At 70.6% G+C, this 17,653-nt stretch carries 15 protein-coding genes and 1 pseudogene; 9 read left to right on the top strand and 7 right to left on the bottom strand.

From position 1 onward, the window contains the following. A pseudogene (locus tag ACWD3E_RS27715) lies at nucleotides 1-360 on the bottom strand (hypothetical protein); the annotation flags it as partial. 998 nt (nucleotides 361-1,358) lie between these two features. Between ACWD3E_RS27715 and ACWD3E_RS27710 the strand changes: the two are divergent. Continuing rightward, a complete protein-coding gene (locus tag ACWD3E_RS27710; RefSeq protein WP_451390371.1) occupies nucleotides 1,359-2,117 on the top strand; it encodes an IclR family transcriptional regulator in 759 nt (252 codons plus the stop codon). 97 nt (nucleotides 2,118-2,214) lie between these two features. After that, a complete protein-coding gene (locus tag ACWD3E_RS27705) occupies nucleotides 2,215-3,453 on the top strand; it encodes a PP2C family protein-serine/threonine phosphatase (RefSeq protein WP_451390284.1) in 1,239 nt (412 codons plus the stop codon). On the opposite strand, the gene ACWD3E_RS27700 is transcribed toward ACWD3E_RS27705, so the two are convergent. After that, a complete protein-coding gene (locus ACWD3E_RS27700; protein WP_451390283.1) occupies nucleotides 3,393-3,695 on the bottom strand; it encodes an ATP-binding protein in 303 nt (100 codons plus the stop codon). The two genes, ACWD3E_RS27705 and ACWD3E_RS27700, sit on opposite strands and share 61 nt — an antisense overlap. Before the next feature lie 317 nt (nucleotides 3,696-4,012). Here ACWD3E_RS27700 and ACWD3E_RS27695 point away from each other — a divergent pair, with 317 nt between their 5' ends. The 3 genes from ACWD3E_RS27695 (at nucleotide 4,013) to ACWD3E_RS27685 (ending at nucleotide 7,928) form a co-directional block, all read left to right on the top strand. Beyond that, the gene (locus tag ACWD3E_RS27695) at nucleotides 4,013-4,780 is read left to right on the top strand and encodes an IclR family transcriptional regulator (RefSeq protein WP_451390282.1); all 768 of its coding nucleotides are present in this window, start codon (nucleotides 4,013-4,015) and stop codon (nucleotides 4,778-4,780) included. 44 nt (nucleotides 4,781-4,824) lie between these two features. Then, nucleotides 4,825-6,339 (top strand): glycerol kinase GlpK, encoded by a 1,515-nt coding sequence (glpK, locus tag ACWD3E_RS27690; RefSeq protein WP_451390281.1) that lies wholly within the window; start codon nucleotides 4,825-4,827, stop codon nucleotides 6,337-6,339. Between the two features lie 152 nt (nucleotides 6,340-6,491). Then, the gene (locus ACWD3E_RS27685) at nucleotides 6,492-7,928 is read left to right on the top strand and encodes a cellulase family glycosylhydrolase (RefSeq protein ID WP_451390280.1); all 1,437 of its coding nucleotides are present in this window, start codon (nucleotides 6,492-6,494) and stop codon (nucleotides 7,926-7,928) included. A 32-nt stretch (nucleotides 7,929-7,960) separates the two neighbouring features. Here ACWD3E_RS27685 and ACWD3E_RS27680 read toward each other — a convergent pair whose 3' ends face one another. The 4 genes from ACWD3E_RS27680 to ACWD3E_RS27665 form a co-directional block, all read right to left on the bottom strand. Further along, nucleotides 7,961-9,226, bottom strand: a complete 1,266-nt coding sequence (locus ACWD3E_RS27680; RefSeq protein WP_451390279.1) for an FAD-dependent oxidoreductase — start codon at nucleotides 9,224-9,226, stop codon at nucleotides 7,961-7,963. Between the two features lie 843 nt (nucleotides 9,227-10,069). Further along, on the bottom strand, nucleotides 10,070-11,026 hold the full coding sequence (locus ACWD3E_RS27675) for a hypothetical protein (RefSeq protein ID WP_451390278.1): 957 nt from the start codon (nucleotides 11,024-11,026) through the stop codon (nucleotides 10,070-10,072). Between the two features lie 213 nt (nucleotides 11,027-11,239). Then, on the bottom strand, nucleotides 11,240-11,992 hold the full coding sequence (locus ACWD3E_RS27670; RefSeq protein WP_451390277.1) for an SDR family oxidoreductase: 753 nt from the start codon (nucleotides 11,990-11,992) through the stop codon (nucleotides 11,240-11,242). A gap of 570 nt (nucleotides 11,993-12,562) precedes the next feature. Beyond that, nucleotides 12,563-13,342 (bottom strand): IclR family transcriptional regulator, encoded by a 780-nt coding sequence (locus ACWD3E_RS27665; RefSeq protein ID WP_451390276.1) that lies wholly within the window; start codon nucleotides 13,340-13,342, stop codon nucleotides 12,563-12,565. A 70-nt stretch (nucleotides 13,343-13,412) separates the two neighbouring features. Between ACWD3E_RS27665 and ACWD3E_RS27660 the strand changes: the two genes are divergently transcribed. From ACWD3E_RS27660 to ACWD3E_RS27645, 4 genes are read left to right on the top strand one after another with little or no spacing between them, the layout of a single operon-like run. Beyond that, nucleotides 13,413-14,582, top strand: a complete 1,170-nt coding sequence (locus ACWD3E_RS27660) for a cupin domain-containing protein (RefSeq protein WP_451390275.1) — start codon at nucleotides 13,413-13,415, stop codon at nucleotides 14,580-14,582. Beyond that, nucleotides 14,579-15,427 carry a fumarylacetoacetate hydrolase family protein gene (locus tag ACWD3E_RS27655; protein WP_451390274.1) on the top strand — a complete coding sequence of 283 codons (849 nt, stop codon included), beginning with the start codon at nucleotides 14,579-14,581 and terminating at the stop codon, nucleotides 15,425-15,427. Before ACWD3E_RS27660 ends, ACWD3E_RS27655 begins: the two co-directional genes overlap by 4 nt. Next, nucleotides 15,427-16,137 carry a maleylpyruvate isomerase family mycothiol-dependent enzyme gene (locus ACWD3E_RS27650; protein WP_451390273.1) on the top strand — a complete coding sequence of 237 codons (711 nt, stop codon included), beginning with the start codon at nucleotides 15,427-15,429 and terminating at the stop codon, nucleotides 16,135-16,137. Before ACWD3E_RS27655 ends, ACWD3E_RS27650 begins: the two co-directional genes overlap by 1 nt. A gap of 32 nt (nucleotides 16,138-16,169) precedes the next feature. Then, nucleotides 16,170-17,468 carry an FAD-dependent oxidoreductase gene (locus ACWD3E_RS27645; protein ID WP_451390272.1) on the top strand — a complete coding sequence of 433 codons (1,299 nt, stop codon included), beginning with the start codon at nucleotides 16,170-16,172 and terminating at the stop codon, nucleotides 17,466-17,468. On the opposite strand, the gene ACWD3E_RS27640 is transcribed toward ACWD3E_RS27645, so the two are convergent. Further along, nucleotides 17,446-17,622 (bottom strand): hypothetical protein, encoded by a 177-nt coding sequence (locus tag ACWD3E_RS27640; RefSeq protein ID WP_451390271.1) that lies wholly within the window; start codon nucleotides 17,620-17,622, stop codon nucleotides 17,446-17,448. The genes ACWD3E_RS27645 and ACWD3E_RS27640 overlap by 23 nt on opposite strands. Between the last annotated feature and the right edge of the window lie 31 nt (nucleotides 17,623-17,653).

Raw genomic sequence — 17,653 nt, 5'->3', positions numbered from 1 at the left:
CGCCCGAGGATCATCCTGCTTCGGCCCGATCGCCCGAGGATCATCCTGCTTCGGCCCGATCGCCCGAGGATCATCCTGCTTCGGCCCGATCGCCCGAGGATCATCCTGCTTCGGCCCGATCGCCCGCGACGAATCCTGACCCGTCGGGCGGCTGCCCTGGACGGTGATGGCGGTCGGGTCCGGGGCCGGGTCGGTGAAACCGCCGTCCGGGGCGGCGGGCACGTCGTGGGATCCGACCGTCGTGTTCTCGCCGCCGGGGCGGGCGGCCTCGGACGGATCCGCGGCCTCCGCATGCGTACCTGCCGTCGCGTCGCTCTCCGGACGCGGCACGCCCGGCTCCCGTCTGCCGTCGCTCATCACGCGCAATCCCCCCACTGGTCCTCGATGGCCGTCACTGAACATCGCCCCCGTCACCACCGTCGTGAGTCATGACGTCGAGGGGCTGCTCATAATTAGCCACCGTTTGACCGAGAGGTCCACCCCAGGGATATGGCGGCAACGTCCCGATCTCGTACCGAAACCCCCCATCCGGCTACCTCGAACCCTCGCGTTCCGCCAGACGCTCCAGCAGCCGTGCACGCTGCGCGGGCTCCGTCCGGCAGGGGCGTGGTCATGCGGCCCGAGGCCCTGGTGGAGGCCATCCGCCGGGCCGCCGCGAGAGCAGCCGGCGGCCATCGCGGTCGGCTCACGCCGGGCCAGAAGCCGAACCTCAAGCGAATGGCGACCGTGGCCTGCGTCTTCGACACCCGCCCCGCGCCCCAGCGCCCGCACGACGTGATCCACCCGCCCGTCCAGGACAGAGGGCCGAGAACAAGTGGTGGCCGACCCGCCAGGCGGGATCACGCATCACCGAACTCCCCCAGCTCAGCCCCTGGCGGACGGCCTGCCGTGCCTGATTGGCCGAGTATCGCTCGCTTGCCCGGCGATCAGGTCGTTCCTGCGTGCCGACGGCATCGCGCACCCCGGCGGCACCCCTCCTCGCGCACCATAGGTGCGTACGGCACTGACGGCTCCCGACGGGACTGCTGCCCGTGGACCGCCGTACGGACTTCGCGGCAGCGATCGACGCCGACGCCGAGGCGATCGTCAGCCTGTGCACCTCCTGCGACCGGAAAGCCACGCACCCGGATCTCGCCCGGCCCGGCGCCCCCTTCCACGACCGCTGCACCGGCCGCTCGCGCGTTCCGGAACCGCGGCTGCGCCGGGACTTCGCCGAACTGTCGGCGTCCCACGAAACCGACCTCGCCCGCATCGTCCCCGCCTTCCGCGACCGCTCGGACCCCGAGCGCCTCGCCCTCCCCACCCTCGCGGTGATTGCTGTCTTGCCTGTGCCGGGGCGCCCGGCGCAGTCTGGTCCTATGGGCGCTCAGGACGGCCCGACGCTCATCACGTCCGTGCAGCGAGCCTTGCGTCTGCTGGAGGCAGTGAGCGCGCACGAGAACGGCGCGCCGGCGAAACAGCTGGCACGCGAGACGGAGCTGCCCCTGGCCACCGCCTACCATCTGCTGCGCACCCTGGTCCACGACGGATACGTGCGGAAGCTGGGCGACGGCGGCTTCGTCCTGGGCGACAAACTGGGCTCCTTGCAAGGGGCGAGCCGCGCGCAGTCGCTGCTCAGCCGCGTCCGCCCGACGCTCGCCGCCCTGCGGGACGAGCTGGCCACGGCCGCCTACCTCACGTTCTACGAGGAGGGCGAGATCAGGGTTGCCGAGATCGTCGATGGCCCCCGTACGCCTCGGGTGGATCTCTGGGTGGGGTTCGAAGACGCCGGACACGCCACAGCGCTGGGCAAGTCCGTACTGCGAGAACTGGACGAGGACGCCCGCCGGGACTATCTGTCCAGGCACCACCTCGCCGACCTCACGCCGCGGACGATCACCAGTCTTCCGGAGTTGCTCCGCAGGATCGAGTCCTCCCCCTGGGCACCGGCCTGCACGGACCTCGAGGAGTACGCGCTCGGCACGGTGTGCGTCGCCGTGCCCGTGCACTGCGGGGACACGCTCGGCTCGCTCGGCGTGTCCCTGCCGGTGGAGCGGAAGGCCCAGCTCCAGGAGATCCGGGCACGACTGCTCCCGATCGCGAGCCGTGTCACCAGAGGCCTCTCGCTCACTATCTGAAAATCCGCTCCTTGTGACCCCCCACGCCCAGCCCGTTTGCTTTATGAAACGGACATTCCAGACGAACATCCCGTAAAGGCAAGGACTGCGGACGAACATGAGCCAGGCCCGACACCATGGCGGCGGCCACGCGCCGATGCGGCTGTCCAGGAACCATGTGGCCGATGCCTGGGCATCGGTCCACCGGCGTGCGTCCGGGCAGCTGGCTGCCGGAATGCCCGTGCTGCCGGTTCTGGTCGTCGCCGTCGTCGTGCTGGTCGACGTCGTGGGAGGGGCGGGGATGGTCTGGCTGCCGCTGCTGGCGGCCGGACCCGCGCTGGCCGCCACCACCAATGGGCCGCGCGGTGTGGTCTGCGTCGGTCTCCTGGCCGCGGCACTCGGGGCACTGCTGGGCACCGGGCACGGGGTTCCCGGTCGCGAGCTGGCGGCCCTGATGTCCGCCCTGCTGGCCGTCACCGCGGCGAGTGTCCTGGCCAGCGCGCTGCGTGGCCGTCGGGAACGGGTCCTCGCGGCCGTCCGCTCCGTCGCGGAGGCCGCCCAGCACGCGCTGCTCCAGCCAGTCCCTGAGACCGTCGGCCCATTCCGGGTGGCCGTGCGCTACAGCGCCGCGACAGCGGAGGCACGGATCGGCGGGGACCTCTACGCCCTGGTGCGCACTCCGCACGGGGTCAGGCTGATCGTCGGCGACGTGCGCGGCAAGGGGCTGCCCGCCGTGGGAACCGCCGCGCTCGTGCTCGGGGTCTTCCGCGAGGCGGCCTACGACGAGCCCGACCTGCTCGCCGTGGTCGCCAGGATCGAGCAGAGCCTGGCGCGCAACCTCGGCCCCGACGACTTCGTCACCGCGGTGGTCGCCGGGTACGCGAGGGCGGGACACCTGGAAGTGGTCAACTGCGGACACGCGCCGCCGCTGCTGCTCTCCGCATCCGGAGACGTCACACCGGTGGAGCCCACCCACCCCGCGCCACCGCTCGGGCTGCGCGCCCTGTCGGACCAGGCGCCCTGCCTCATGCGGCTGCCCTTCGCGGTGGGCGATCAGCTGCTGCTCTACACCGACGGGGTCACCGAGGCCCGCGATCACGCGCGCGAGTTCTACCCGCTGGCCGAAGGGGTGGCCCGCCATCTCTGCGACGAGCCCGCACGCACGCTCAGCGCGCTCCACGACGAGCTGCTGGCCCATGTGGGCGGCCGCCTGCACGATGACGCTGCCCTGCTCCTGCTCCGCAAGCAGACTGCGGACGAGCCGGTCTCCGAGCTGCCCCGGTCAGCGGTTACGTCTCAGACCGCGACGAGTTCGACCCAGCGGGTGACCCTGCCCGGATGGACGCGTATGCCATGACGAGTCGCCAGGGCGTGGACGATCATCTCGCCACGGCCGTGCTCGTCAGGGTCGGTCCCGAGGACGGACTGCGCCGCCGGAACCGCGGGGCCCGCGTCGGTGACCTCGATCCGCAGAGTGGAAGCACCGTCGCCCCGCACCCACGACAGCCGTAGGTCGGCCGGGGGCCGGGCGTGAATGACCGCGTTGGTGACAAGCTCCGACACCACGAGCAGCGAGTCCTCGACGATCTCCGCAGACACGTTCCAGTCCGCGAGAACCGCCGCCGCACTTCGGCGTACCGCCGAGACCGCTCCGGCGACAGGCAGAATCGGACACACGTGTTCGCATGCCGCCCGAAGCAGCGTGTTGACCTGTGCCGCCATCTTCTCTCCCGGTGGTGTGTGCCGGTCCGGCGCCGTGTCCCGGCGCGTTCCGGGCTCCGAAGCAACCTATGGAGACAAATCGGGCAGGTCAATGAATGGCGGTCGGCATTACCGAACGCGGATCTTCCTGGGCGGCCCCGGAGCGGCCGTCCGCCCGCGCAGCGAAGCGTCCGTGGCGGTAATAGGCTCGCTACATGGCCGGCCCAGTCCAGTCGATCGAACGGGCAGCAGCGATTCTGCGCCTGCTCGCCGGTGGACCCCGCCGACTCGGGCTCGGCGAGGTGGCGGCCTCGCTCGGGCTGGCGAAGGGCACCGCCCACGGCATTCTCCGCACGCTCCAGCACGTGGACTTCGTGGAGCAGGACGCGGCGACCGGAAAATACCAGCTCGGGGCCGCCCTCCTGCACCTCGGCACCAGCTACCTGGACGTCAACGAGCTGCGCTCGCGCTCGCTCAACTGGGCCGATGCCCTGGCCGCCCGCAGCGGGGAGGCGGTACGCCTGGGGACCCCCCTGGAGGGCAGCGTGCTCGTCGTCCATCACGTGTTCCGGCCGGACGACACCTTCCAGACCCTGGACGTGGGCGCGCTGCTGCCCCTGCACGCCTCCTCGCTCGGCAAGGTACTGCTGGCCTTCGGGGCCGCGACGCTCGAGTCGGCCCAGGAGTCGGGGCGGGAGGGGTACACCCGGCACACCCTGGTCGATCCCGAGCAGCTCGCCCGGGCGCTCGCCGAGGTTCGTGAACTCGGCTGGGCCGCCGAGATACAGGAAATGAGCATGGGTGAGGCCGGGATCGCCGCGCCGATCCGAGGGCACGGCGGTCTCGTCGTCGGCGCCATCGGGCTGTCCGGGCCGGTCGAACGGATCTGCGACAGCCAGGGCCGCCCCCGCCCGAATCTGATCACCCTGATCCGTGAGGCCGCGCGGGCGATCTCCAGAGACCTTGGGGCCACCCGCTGGTAGGCCACGACAGCGGCCCCTCGATCCGTCGGAAGGCAGACCCGATCATGGCTGAACGGTACGTAATGTCCATCGATCAGGGCACCAACTCGACCCGATGCATTCTGTTCGACCACCGTGGACGGCTGGTGTCGGTCGCGCAGAAGGAGCACCAGCAGCACTTCCCCAGGCCTGGATGGGTCGAGCACGACGCCGTGGAGATATGGCACAGCCTGCAACGTGTCGCGCCCGAGGCCCTGTCCGACATAGGTGCCGACACGGGCCAGGTCGCCGCCGCCGGCCTGGCCAACCAGCGCGAGACGACGGTGCTCTGGGATCGGCGGACCGGCGCCCCACTGGGCCGGGCAATCGTCTGGCAGGACACCCGCACAGCGCCAATCGTCGAGGACCTCAGACAGCACCCCGGAGAGGAGTTCTTCCTGGAACGGTGCGGTCTGCCACCCTCGACCTACTTCTCAGCGCTGCGGATCCGCTGGCTCTTCGACCACGTCAAGGGTCTCGAGCAGCGCGCGAAGGACGGCGAGGTGCTGTTCGGAACGATGGAGAGCTGGCTGATCTGGAACCTCACCGGAGGCGCCGACGGCGGCCTGCACATCACCGACGTCACCAACGCCAGCCGCACGATGCTGATGAACATCCGCACGCTCACCTGGGACGAGGAGCTGCTGGCCTTCTTCGGGGTGCCCCCCTCGATGCTGCCCGAGATCAGGTCTTCCGCCGAGACGTACGGCGACGCCCGCACGCTGCTCCCGGGCGTCGCTCTCACGGCCGCCCTCGGCGACCAGCAGGCAGCCCTCTTCGGTCAGACCTGCTTCTCCCCGGGCGAGGCGAAGTGCACGTACGGAACGGGCAGCTTCCTGCTGCTCAACACCGGTCGCGACCTCGTGCGGTCCCGGCACGGATTGCTGACGACGGTCGCCTACAAGATCGGGGACCAGCAGCCGGTCTACGCCCTGGAAGGGTCGATAGCCGTCACCGGCGCACTCGTCCAGTGGTTCCGTGACCGCCTGGGACTGATCAGCAGCGCCCCGGAGATCGAGACCCTCGCGCGGACCGTCGAGGACAATGGCGGCTGCTACATCGTCCCCGCCTTCTCAGGTCTGTTCGCACCCCGCTGGCGCAGCGACGCACGCGGGGTCATCGTCGGCCTCACCTCCTACATCACCAAGGGACACCTGGCGCGTGCCGTCCTGGAGGCCACCGGATGGCAGACACGAGAGGTCGTCGACGCCATGAACGCCGACTTCTCGGTCTCCCTCCAGCAGCTCAAGGTGGACGGGGGCATGACCGCGGACAACCTGCTCATGCAGTTCGTGGCCGACGTGCTCGACGTGCCCGTGGTGCGGCCCATGGTCGCCGAGACGGTCTCCCTCGGCGCCGCCTATGCGGCAGGGCTCGCCGCCGGCTACTGGCCGGACCTGGAAGTGCTGCGCCGCAACTGGCACCGCGCAGCTCAATGGCTGCCCGGCATGGACCCCGAGCTACGGAAGTCGGAGTACGACAACTGGCAGCGGGCCGTCGAACGGTCCCTCGGGTGGGTCAGACCGCCCCAGTCCCCCTGACCCGGGTCCGGACCTGTACCGCCTCAGCCTCCCGGAGTTCGGACCACGTTCGGTAGGGCAATGGGGAAAGCCGGGATGCTGCCGTCTTCCCGCGGGCGGGTCGGCAAAACGGCCGGGACAGGTCCTTGAAGCACAGTCCGGGCGCTGGTGGGATGCCTGGCACCAAGAACACCCACAGCCCGGAGGTTCCTGTGCGGCCAGCGACTTTGACGGCGAGCGCGGTTGTCGTCGCGCTGCTTGCCCCCACGAGCGCATACGCCCGGCAATCCCAGCAGGACATACCCCGGCTGACGGACCGCCAGGGGCGTGTCCTGACCCTGCGCGGCTGGAACATTGAGGACAAGGCACACCGAGGCGACCAGGCCCTGTCGTCCATCACCGAACGCGACTTCCGCGACATGCGGTCCCAGGGCTTCAACTTCGCCCGGCTGCTGGTCTTCTGGGACGACCTGGAACCGCGGCCCGGCCAGTACAGCCAGGCGTACCTGCGGAAGATCGGACACATCCTGGACTGGGCCGCGCGGCACGACGTGAAGGTGCTGATCGATGCCCACCAAGACGTCTTCGGACCCGCTTTCGGCCACCGTGGCGTACCCGAGTGGGCGACCAGAACGGACGGACTGGCGTTCACACCGCATCCGGACGACTGGTTCGCCGAGTACTTCGAGCCTGCCGTCCAGCGCGCTTTCACTCATCTCTACGAGGACGACGATCTTCAGCGCGCCCAGGCCCGGATGTGGCGGGCACTCGCCGGCCGCTTCGCCCACCACCCGGCGGTTGTCGGCTACGACCTGATGAACGAGCCGATGGGCGAGCTGCACGAGGGGGAAGACCTGCCGGCTGCCGCCCGCCGGATCGAACGCGATCAGCTGACCCCCATGTACAACCGCCTTGCCGACTCGGTCCGTTCGGCCGACCGGGATGCCTGGGTCTTCGTCGAACCCACCCCGATCGTGGGCGAGGGCGTACCGACCGGCCTCGGACGCATCGATGATCCGAAGGTCGTGTACGCGCCGCACTTCTACAACACCGCCATGGAGGCGGGCGCCGACTACGATCCCGGTGCCGGCTGGATCGAGACGTACGAGCAGGCCGTCACCAAGTACCCGAAGGAGTACAAAGTCCCGATTGTGGTGGGCGAATGGGGCCCGCCCAACAGCTCCCTGCCGAACATGAACCGCTTCTACCGCGAGGCGATGACCTCCCTGGGCCGCTACACCTCCGGCTGGGCCGGCTATGAATGGTGCTACGGCGGCGGGTACTGCGCGGTCGACGACAGCGGCGCTTTCCGTAGCAACAAGGAGCTGACCGCGGAACCGTACGCGGAGACGGTTACCGGCACGATCCGATCCGCCTCTTACAACGCAACGGACGGCGTGTACCGGCTGGCGTACAGCGCGGCACCCCACGGCTCCGGGGTGACCGAGCTGTCCCTGCCCCCGGGCACGTGGCGTATCACGGCCGACGGCGGGGCGAGAATCGTGCGCAGGACATCGGGCACGGCGTGGGTGGTCGCCGCCCCGGGCAGCCAGGTCACCGTCACCGTAACGGACTGCTCCCGGCTGCCTGGCCATCGAGTACCGGTCTGACTGAGGGGCTTCGGGGGTGGCCGGTCAGTGGGTCAGTGTCCGCATGCGTGTGGTGTGCGCGGGGCTCTTCGGACGGCCGCTTCGGGGGGACGTTCTCGAAGGGCGCCGTATCCGATGAAGTACGCGGGGAGGCGTCGTATCCATCGCGACCCGGTGAACAGGCGTGCGACACGCTGGGCCCTCTCCGCGCTTCCGAGGGGCGGCCGGCCCTGCAGCACAGGAGCGATGAAGCGGGCGTGGGCCATCCGCTGGAGCCTCTGTGTGGCGACCGTGGTGGGTCGCCGGCGGCGCTGCACACGGCGAACGTCGCGCGGGCGCGCGATGCCGCAGCGCAACGGCCCGGTGAGGTAACGGGCGGCGGCCACGGCGTCCTGGACCGCGAGGTTGATGCCGATGCCGAACACGGGCGACATGGCGTGCGCGGCGTCGCCGATGCACAGCAGACCCGGGCGATGCCAGCGGCGCAGGCGGTCCAGGCGTACGTCGAGAAGCTTGACGTCGTCCCAGGAGCGCAGGGCGTGCGTGCGGCCGACGACAAAGGGGGCGGCCTCGGTGAAGTCGGCCAGGAAGCGGTCGAGGCCGGCGGCGCGGCGCTGCGTATCGGTGCCCTTGGGGATGAGTGCGGCGCACTGCCAGTAATCGCCGCGGTCGATCATCGCGGTCAGGAAGCGGTCGCCGGCGGCGCCGAAGAGTCCGCAAGGATCGTCTTCGTGTCGTGGCAGACGGAACCACCAGACGTCCATGGGGCAGGTGAAGCGGCGCAGTCCCAGTTCCGGGCGGGAACGGGCCAATGATCCGCGGCCGTCGCACGCGACGGTGAGAACAGCGCGCAATTCGCCGGTGCCGCCGTCGGCGGTGCGGTAGCGCACCCCGGTGACGCGTCCGGATTCGGTCAGGAAGGAGGTTGCTTCCGTACTCATCCGCAGATGGAAGGACGGCTCGCGCCGTGCCTCGTCCGCGAGCAGGTCCAGCAGGTCCCACTGGGGCACCATGGCCACGTAGTTGTAGGGACCGTGCAGCACCGTGAGGTCCGCGACCGTGACCGCCGAGCGTCCGGCTCCGACCGGTAGCTGGACGGTGCGTACGCGACGCTGCGGCAGCCGGGCGAAGCGCTCGGCCAGCCCCAGGTCGTCCAGCAGCGCCAGGGTGGAGGGATGGACGGTGTCGCCGCGGAAGTCGCGCAGGAAGTCTGCGTGCTTTTCCAGCACCGTCACCGCGATGCCGGCCCGGGCCAACAGCAGGGCGAGCACCATGCCCGCGGGGCCGCCCCCAACTACGCAGCACGTGGTCTGTTCCATTGCACCCTCTGCCCTTCGCGAGAGCAGTAATTCATCACCCGATGAATATTTTACCCCCACCGCGGCCCGCACAGCGCGCTCCCACACCGTCCGGAGGGTCGTCGTCTTCGCGCCGTCGGGGTCGAGAAGGGCACGCTGCCGCTCCCGCACTGTGCGGTCCGGACGACGAGGAGCTTGAGTTCCAAGTCGACCAAGTCGACGACCTGCTGTTCGAGGGTGGTGATCCGCGCCCTGAGCTGTTCGCCGTCCCCGGGACCGCCGATGCCGGACTCGCGGCGGACATGGTCGCCCAACACTTCGCTGACCCATGCTTCGAGGCGCCTGACCTGGCCGGCGAGGCGAGCGTGCGGGCATCGGCCGCCGGCAGGTCGGCCTGGAGGGGGGCCCGGCTGACGGCCGGACCACGGCCGCCGGGGAGGGCGGTCGGCTCGGCCTCCTGGGCGTGGACCTGACCGAGTAGGTCGCGGTGGCGATGGAGGAAGGTGCGGTCGACGCCGGCGCGGCGCGCGATCGCGGTGACGCTGGCCTCGGAGCCACTCTTCGCAGCGTCGGCCAACGCCGCGAGCACGCGCTGACGACGCGAACCGGTGTCGGCCCGGCTGCCCTCGATCATCGCCGCGACGGTGGTGCCGGGTGCGGTCATGCGGGTCGCTCCGGCCGGGGGTCGGGCAGGGGCTGGCGGATGCGCGGCATGCGGTGGAAGTTCTGCCCCATCCGGCGAACGACCTTGGCAGCCCGATGCATCTCGGCGCGTTCGGCTTCGGTGTTCACAGCCAGAGGCAGCCGGGCAGAAACGGCGGGTGCGGGGCGTTGTGGTCCGCACCGCGTACCCCCGCCGTCCGCTCACAGACCGACAGCGGCTCTGCGCTGCGCCTGTTCGAACTCCATGAGAGGGTCGCCACCGATCTGCCAGGGCCAGGCGGTGACGATGCCGCCGACCGCCTCGAACACCGCACGGGCCTCAGCGCGCCGGTCACCGGCCATCAGCGCGTAGGCGAGGAGGTTCAAGTCGGCAAGAGCCTTGGCGTGACGGAGGAATCCCGGCTGCCCCCAGGTGTGCACCACACGGTCGAGCGCCTGCGCGGCGATCCCCTGGGACCAGTGGTTGCGCGCCACCAGTGCTTCGTATCCGCCCCGGCCGAGGATGGCGTGGTACTGGAAGACCTGGGCGGTGAGTTCGGTGGCCACGCAAGGTGCGTTGGCGGGCATGCGGGCACCCAGGGCGTCCACGAACTCCAGGACCTGCAACCGGGATCCTGCTTCTTCCGGAGAGAGGTAGGCCAGCATGCTGGTATACGCCTCGCGGTTCCAGCGGTCACGCGCGAGCACCTCGTTCCACACCCCGAACACCTGGGGCTGCTTCCAGCGTTCGCAGCGCGCCGCTCCGAGCAGTACCACCCAGGGAGTGGGATCCTCCGGCGCGAGTTCGGCGGCGCGCAGACAGCTCTCTACGGCGTCAGACGCGTCGCCCGGACCGTCCTGGGCCCGGGCCTGCACGACCTGGGTCCAGGCATCCAGCACCAGTGCGTTCGCATTGCGGGGCTCGCGCGCAGCCCAGGATCTCGGCAGATGTGTTCCGGCGAGGAAGTCCGCCAGAACGCCGACGCGGTGGGTCCGGCGGTCCCAGTCGCCCGGATCCTGGTCCAGGAGCCGGGAGATCTGCGCCGCACACAGATCGATGGTGGCGATACTTCCCGTCCTGGTTGTCGCCACCAGGGACTTCAGCAGCCTGCCCAGCTCCTGGTCGTCGAGTTCAGGGGCCAAACGGGCCCGTCTGCGGCGGCTTGAAAGAAATCCCATGACCGGAGGCTAAAACGGATCACACTGCACACAAGGGCTGAGTCAAGATCGTTATCGACTATACGCCTCACCCGGACAAGTCCGGGCATTCCGGCTGCCCGCGGCACCGGGCCTCAAGGGAAGGGTGAAGCATCGGCGGTTGTAGTACGACAGACTCTGCCGCCTTACCACCTGCCGCGATCGGAGCAGCGCAGGGTGCTGGCGGGGGTAACGCTATTGCTGCTTTGCGAGCCACTCGTCGAAGGTGGTTGGCGCGATGCGGGCGCCCTCGCCGGGCAGGAGTACGTCGCCGGCCATCTCCGGGCCGAGCAGCGATGACCACGTCGGCACGAGCTTGACCGCGTGTCCGCGCGCGTCGTTGGTGCGCCGGGCCATGTCCACCAGGTCTTGTGGCTCCGGGCCGGCGACATCGCGGTAGCGCCCCTGCGGTTCGCCCGTGGCGATCTCGGCGAGGATGTCGGCCACGTCCGCGGGCGCGATCGGCTGGACCAGCAGCGGTGCGATCGCGGCGACGCCGTCCTGCTCGGTCCAGCTCGTCACCGTCGCGGCGAAGTCGTGGAACTGCGTGGCAGGAACAATCGTCCACGGCACGGGGCCCTCGGTCACCAGGCGCTCCTGCTCGCGCTTGCCGGCGTAGTGCGGGTTGCCTTCAATACGATCGGCGCCGGCGATCGAAAGCAGCACGTGGTGGCGGACGCCGGCCCGTTCCTCGGCGGCGAGCAGGTTCCGGGTGGTGGTGCCGAAGTACGCCACCGCGTCGTCCCGGTCGGCTGCCTCGTAGCTCGTGGCGTCCACGACGGCCTCGACGCCGGTCAGGGCGGCGTCGAGGCCGTCGCCGGTGGTCAGGTCCACGCCGAGTGAGCGGCTGATGCGCACGACTTCGTGTCCGGCCTGTTCCAGGGCGGCGACGGTGCGGGCCCCGATGTTCCCGGTTGCTCCGGCGACAGCGATTCGCATCGTGCGCATGGTGATCTCTCCTCTGTCACTCGTACGGCCACCTACGCTATATGGAACATATAAGACATCTCGAACTAAAGAGATCGGGAAGATCTTGGATAGCCGAAATCATGCAACTGCCTGAGTAACGCGCCCTCTGGGCGCCCCGCCCCTGATCCAGCGAATGCCGCCGGGGGATTTCATCGGTAAGAAGTCGTATCGGCCAACCGACGGAAACGCACAGCGCCACGGCCATCGCCGCCCCACGCGATGGGGCATCGCATACCTGCCGACACGTCAGCTCGCCCGCATCTCGGCTCGGGCCTGCTCAGCGCGCCGGCCGCCGCCCAGGTCGACGACGCCGACCGTCACCCGCACACCACGGCGCACGGCCTCGGCGATGCCGGCACGCGTCGCGGTGCGGGAGCCGCGGCGGTTGGGGCTCGGCGCCGCGTACGCGGTGGGGAGGGGAAGCGCGAGGCGGTTCGAGCGCGATTCCGTGGAGGAATGACACTCGCTTTACGTCACGTCAATGATGCGAGCGCTATGGCATGCGAGTCATGGCGCCCCGGGATCGGCGTCCACGCCCAGCACGGTGCCTCAGTGCCGCTCCGGGGTCAGGTCCCTCTCCACCGCGTGCGCCGTGACCTCGAGCGCTGCCACCAGGGACTGGAGCCGGTGCGGGTTGTAGCGCACGCTGGGCATCGACACCGACAGACCTGCCAGCGCAGCGCCATCCCCGCCCCGCACCGGCACGCCGACGGCGACGAGACCGCGCTCGGACCGCTCCCTGTTCACGGCGAACCCGTTGCGGCGCAGCCGCCTCAGTTCGGTGCGCAGCCGGACGAGATCCGGCCGATCGGCCGACCGGTCCCGGTAGCGCTCGGCGGCGTATACCTCCTCCAGCTCCTCGTCGGAAAGGTCCGCGAGCAGGAGCAGCCCCGCCGTCGTGCGGTGCGCCGGGAACACCATGCCCTCCCTGGACCCGACCCGCAGCGCCTGTCGGCACTCCACGCTGGCGATGAAGCGTGCCGTGTCCCCCGTGCGCACGATCAGGTTCGTGGTCTCGTCCAGAACATCGACGGCCCGGTGCAGATGGGGAAGGGCCGCCGCGCGCAGCCTCGACACGAGGGACTGGGAGTGCGCGGCGAGTTCGAGCACAGGCCCCGCGCGGTAGACGCGGTCCTCGCCTTGGACGGCGAAGTCCCGGTAGACCAGCATCGCCAGGACGCGGTGCGCGGTCGACCTGGCGACACCGAGCCGCTCGGCCAGCTGCGACACGGTCGCGCCGCCTTCCATCTGCAGGATGGTTGCTGCCCGCAGCGCATGGTCCACGCTGGTGATGGGGTAGGGCGGTGGCGTCTTGAGCGGCTTGTCCACGATCCGGGCTCCAGATTCTGCTCTCCAGAATCTACATGTTCTTCCAGTGAGCGCGCCGCACGCTGGCCCCATGCATCAGCCCTCTCTCGCACCCGACACCGCCGCGGGCTCTCCGGTCCGCCTCCAGGCCGCCTCCGCGGAGGGGCAACCCGTCGTCACGCCAGCGCTCGAGGAGCTGTACCGGGGATTCGAGCAGGAGCTGCTCGTCCCGCTGTGGACCGAGATCGGCGAACTGATGCCCGCCCATCCACGCTCGCGCGCCGTGCCGCACCTGTGGCGCTGGGAGCGACTGCGGGCGCTGGCCGCACAGGCCGGCGACCTGGTCCCCGTCGGACGCGGCGGCGAGCGGCGGGCCATCGCCCTGGCCAATCCCTCCCTGGGCGGGAGGCCGTTCGCCACCCCGACCCTGTGGGCGGCCGTCCAGTACCTCATGCCCGGCGAGGACGCCCCCGAGCACCGGCACACCCAGCACGCCTTCCGCTTCGTCGTCGAGGGCGAGGGCGTCTGGACGGTCGTCGGGCGTGACCCGGTGGCCATGCGGCGCGGCGACTTCCTCCCGCAGGCCGGCTGGAACATGCACGCCCACCACAACGCCACCACCGAGCCGATGGCCTGGATCGACGGCCTCGACATCCCCTTCCAGTACGCCACTGAGAGCCAGTTCTTCGAGTTCGGCCGGGACGCGATCAGCGACGCCGAGCGGATCACGCCGGACCGTTCGCGCTCCGAGCGGCTCTGGGGGCACCCCGGTCTCCGCCCGGTGTCCGCCGGCTACACCGGCCCCGGCTCACCGCTGCTCGCCTACCGCTGGGAGCACACCGACCGCGCCCTGCACGACCAACTCGCCCTGGAGGCGGAGGGGTACGGGGGCACCGTGGAGCCCGGGCACGCCGCCGTTCGCTTCACCGACCCGATGACCGGTGGCGACGTGCTGCCCACCATCCGCGCCGAGATGCACCGGATCGCTCGCGGCACCGAGACCGCCCCAATACGCGAGACGGGCTCCTCTGTCTACCAGGTCTTCGACGGCTCCGGCACCGTCACGGTGGGCGGGACCAGCTGGTCGGTCACGCGCGGTGACCTGTTCGTCGTCCCGTCCTGGCAGCCGCTCTCCCTCCGGTCCGAGGCCGGCTCCACCGACTCGGAATCCGGCGCCCTGGACCTCTTCCGGTTCAGCGACTCCCCGATCTTCGAGGCCCTCCGGCTCGACCGTACGCACGTGGAAGGAACCACCCGATGAAGCTCGCGACCATTCGCACCGACGGGACGACAAGGGCCGTACGGCTCGACGGCGACGTCCTGGTCGACCTCGGCGCCCCGGACGTGGGCGCCCTCCTCGCCGAGCCCGGCTGGGCCGAGCGCGCCGCGACGGCGACCCCGACGACCGGGACCACCTACCCGGTCGAGGGCGCCGACTTCGCCCCTGCCGTCCCCACTCCCTCCAAGGTGCTGTGCGTCGGCCTCAACTACCGTAACCACATCCAGGAGATGGGCCGGGATCTGCCGCAACACCCCACCCTCTTCGCAAAGTTCGCCGACTCCCTCATCGGCCCCGGCGACGACATCGTCCGACCGGACGAGACGGACGCGTTCGACTGGGAGGTCGAACTCGCTGTCGTCATCGGCGCCCCGGTACGCCGGGCCCGTGGCGAGGATGCCGAGCGGGCCATCGCCGGTTTCACCGTACTGAACGACATCACGTGCCGGGACTGGCAGTTCCGCACCCGTGAGTGGCTCCAGGGCAAGACGTGGGACTCCACCACGCCCGTCGGCCCGTACGTCGTCACGCCCGACGAGCTGCCGGGCGGGGTCCGCCCGTCGCTGGACGTGCGCCTGCTCGTCGACGGCGAGGTGATGCAGGCCGACTCCACCGGCGACCTCCTCTTCGACCCGGTTGCCCTGGTCGAGTACGTCTCCACCGTCATCCGCCTCAACCCCGGTGACATCATCGCCACCGGCACCCCCGGCGGTGTCGGCCACGCCCGCAGGCCCGAGCGCTACCTCCTCGGCGGCGAGACCGTCGTCGCCGAGATCGACGGCATCGGCCGTCTGGAGAACCGGGTCGTGAAGGAGGGAACCGTCTGATGTCCCGTACCTTCGACGCCGCCAGCCGCTGGACCCGTTTCGGCACCGAGCTGATGATCCGAGCCGTCGACGGTCTCGACGACGACGCCTTCGCCACGCCGAGCCTCCTGCCCGGCTGGAGCAGGGCGCACGTGACGGCACACGTCGCCGCCAACGCCGAGGCGCTGTCCCGTCTGGTGCACTGGGCCGCCACGGGCGAGTGCACCCCGATGTACCCCTCCCCCGAGGACCGAGCCGCCGGGATCGAGCAGGGCCGGTTCCTGCCCGCCGCCGATCTGAACGCGTGGCTGCGCCGCACCGCCGACGCCCTGGAGAACGGCATGGCCGCGCTCGGCGAAGAGCAGTGGCGCACGCACGTCGTCACCGCGCAGGGCCGGACCGTACCGGCCACCGAGGTGCCCTGGCTCCGCTCCCGAGAGGTGTGCGTGCACGCCGTCGACCTGGCGACCGGCGTCACCTTCGCCGACCTGCCGGCCGACTTCCTCACCGCCCTCTGCGACGACGTCGTCACCAGGCGCGCTGCGGTCCCCGGCCCGGCACTGACCCTGCGGGCCCCCGGCGTAGGAGCCGCCTGGGACCTGCCCGGCGACGGCGAAGCCGTCCCGATCACGGGCGAGCTCCACGACATCGCCGCCTACCTCACCGGACGGGACGCCGGCCCGCTCACCGCCGACGGCGCGCCCCTTCCCGCGCTGGACGCGTGGCTCTGACCGGGGCCCGCCCGCGACCGAAGGAACAGATCATGAACCCTGAATCCAGCCCTGCCGGGCGGCCCGACGTCCTCGTGGTCGGCGGCGGTATCGGCGGCCTCAGCACCGCCTTCGCCCTGGCCCGTCAGGGAGTGCGCGTCCGTGTTCTCGAACGGGCCAAGGAGTTCGGCGAGGCGGGAGCGGGCTTGCAGATCGCCCCCAACTGCACTCGTATCCTCGCCCAGTACGGACTGCTCGACGAAGCCAGGAGCCTCGGAGTCGTCCCGGAGAACATGGTGATGCGGGACGCCCTCGACGCCCGGGAGCTGACCCGCCTGGACCTGCGCGACCTCGAACGGCGCTACGGCTGCCCGTACATGGTCATTCACCGCAGCGACCTGCACGGCATCTTCCTGCGGGCCTGCCGGCGAGCCGGGGTCGATCTGCTGACCGATCAAACGGTCATCGACTACGCGCACACGGACGACGGCGCCCTGGTCCGGCTGGAGGACGGCACCACCCAGGAGGCGCCGCTGGTGATCGCGGCCGACGGGCTGCACTCCGTGGCCCGCCGCAAGCTGATCGGCGACGAGACCGTCAGCTCCGACTACGTCGCCTACCGCGCCGCCGTCCCGATCGAGCAGGTCAGGGACAACGGCATCGCGGAAAGGGACGTCACCGTGTACATCGGCCCGCGCTGCCACTTCGTCCAGTACGCGCTGCGCGGCGGCGAGATGTTCAACCAGGTCGCCGTCTTCGAGTCGCCCAAGGCCCTCGCGGGGCAGGAGGACTGGGGCACGCCCGACGAACTCGACGCGGCCTTCGACGCCACCTGCGACACCGTGCGCAAGGGCATTCCGCTGATGTGGCGCGACCGCTGGTGGCAGATGCTCGACCGCGACCCCGTCGAGACATGGGTGCACGGCCGCATCGCCCTGCTCGGCGACGCCGCACACCCGCCGCTCCAGTACATGGCGCAGGGCGCGATCATGGCGATCGAGGACGGCTGGGTCCTCGCCGAGCACTACGCCCGCCTGGCCAAGGCCGCCCCCGAGGGCCGCCTGCCCGACTGGGACGCCGTGCTCGTGGCGTACGAGGCCGTCCGCGTGGAGCACTGCCGCCGCATCCAGACGACGGCGCGCGCCTGGGGCGAGCTGTGGCACCTCGACGGCGCCGAGCGGCTCCGGCGCAACGCGATCATGCGGGCCCGGGACACGTACGACTACTCCTTCACCGACTGGGTCTACGGCCCGACCGCGCTGACGCCCGACGAGGAGCCACCCATGTTCACGCCGATCCCGCTCTCCTCGGCGGCTGTCGAGGACCCGCTCACCAGGGGCGGCGCGTCATGAGCGACGCCTGGCCGTGCGCGGCCACCCGCGCCCCCTTCGGCCGTTCGACGGTGCCATGGCCGGGGTGCGGCCCGACGACCTCGCGACCATCGCGCTGACCGGTGTGACCGGAGTACTGGGCGCGGGCGGCCAGCAGGCCGACGACCTCCCGCACCCACCGGCTGACGGCGCGTCACCGGCCGCGT

Source organism: Streptomyces sp. NPDC002676 (assembly GCF_053592455.1).
This window is presented reverse-complemented; position numbering and strand designations above follow the sequence as displayed.

Bases quoted from the DNA above. Each gene is read 5' to 3' on its own strand.
- ACWD3E_RS27710 (WP_451390371.1), top strand. From the start codon at position 1,359: ATGGGCGCTCAGGACGGCCCGACGCTCATCACGTCCGTGCAGCGAGCC.
- ACWD3E_RS27705 (WP_451390284.1), top strand. From the start codon at position 2,215: ATGAGCCAGGCCCGACACCATGGCGGCGGCCACGCGCCGATGCGGCTG.
- ACWD3E_RS27695 (WP_451390282.1), top strand. From the start codon at position 4,013: ATGGCCGGCCCAGTCCAGTCGATCGAACGGGCAGCAGCGATTCTGCGC.
- glpK (WP_451390281.1), top strand. From the start codon at position 4,825: ATGGCTGAACGGTACGTAATGTCCATCGATCAGGGCACCAACTCGACC.
- ACWD3E_RS27685 (WP_451390280.1), top strand. From the start codon at position 6,492: ATGCCTGGCACCAAGAACACCCACAGCCCGGAGGTTCCTGTGCGGCCA.
- ACWD3E_RS27680 (WP_451390279.1), bottom strand. From the start codon at position 9,226: ATGGAACAGACCACGTGCTGCGTAGTTGGGGGCGGCCCCGCGGGCATG.
- ACWD3E_RS27675 (WP_451390278.1), bottom strand. From the start codon at position 11,026: ATGGGATTTCTTTCAAGCCGCCGCAGACGGGCCCGTTTGGCCCCTGAA.
- ACWD3E_RS27670 (WP_451390277.1), bottom strand. From the start codon at position 11,992: ATGCGCACGATGCGAATCGCTGTCGCCGGAGCAACCGGGAACATCGGG.
- ACWD3E_RS27660 (WP_451390275.1), top strand. From the start codon at position 13,413: ATGCATCAGCCCTCTCTCGCACCCGACACCGCCGCGGGCTCTCCGGTC.
- ACWD3E_RS27655 (WP_451390274.1), top strand. From the start codon at position 14,579: ATGAAGCTCGCGACCATTCGCACCGACGGGACGACAAGGGCCGTACGG.
- ACWD3E_RS27650 (WP_451390273.1), top strand. From the start codon at position 15,427: ATGTCCCGTACCTTCGACGCCGCCAGCCGCTGGACCCGTTTCGGCACC.
- ACWD3E_RS27645 (WP_451390272.1), top strand. From the start codon at position 16,170: ATGAACCCTGAATCCAGCCCTGCCGGGCGGCCCGACGTCCTCGTGGTC.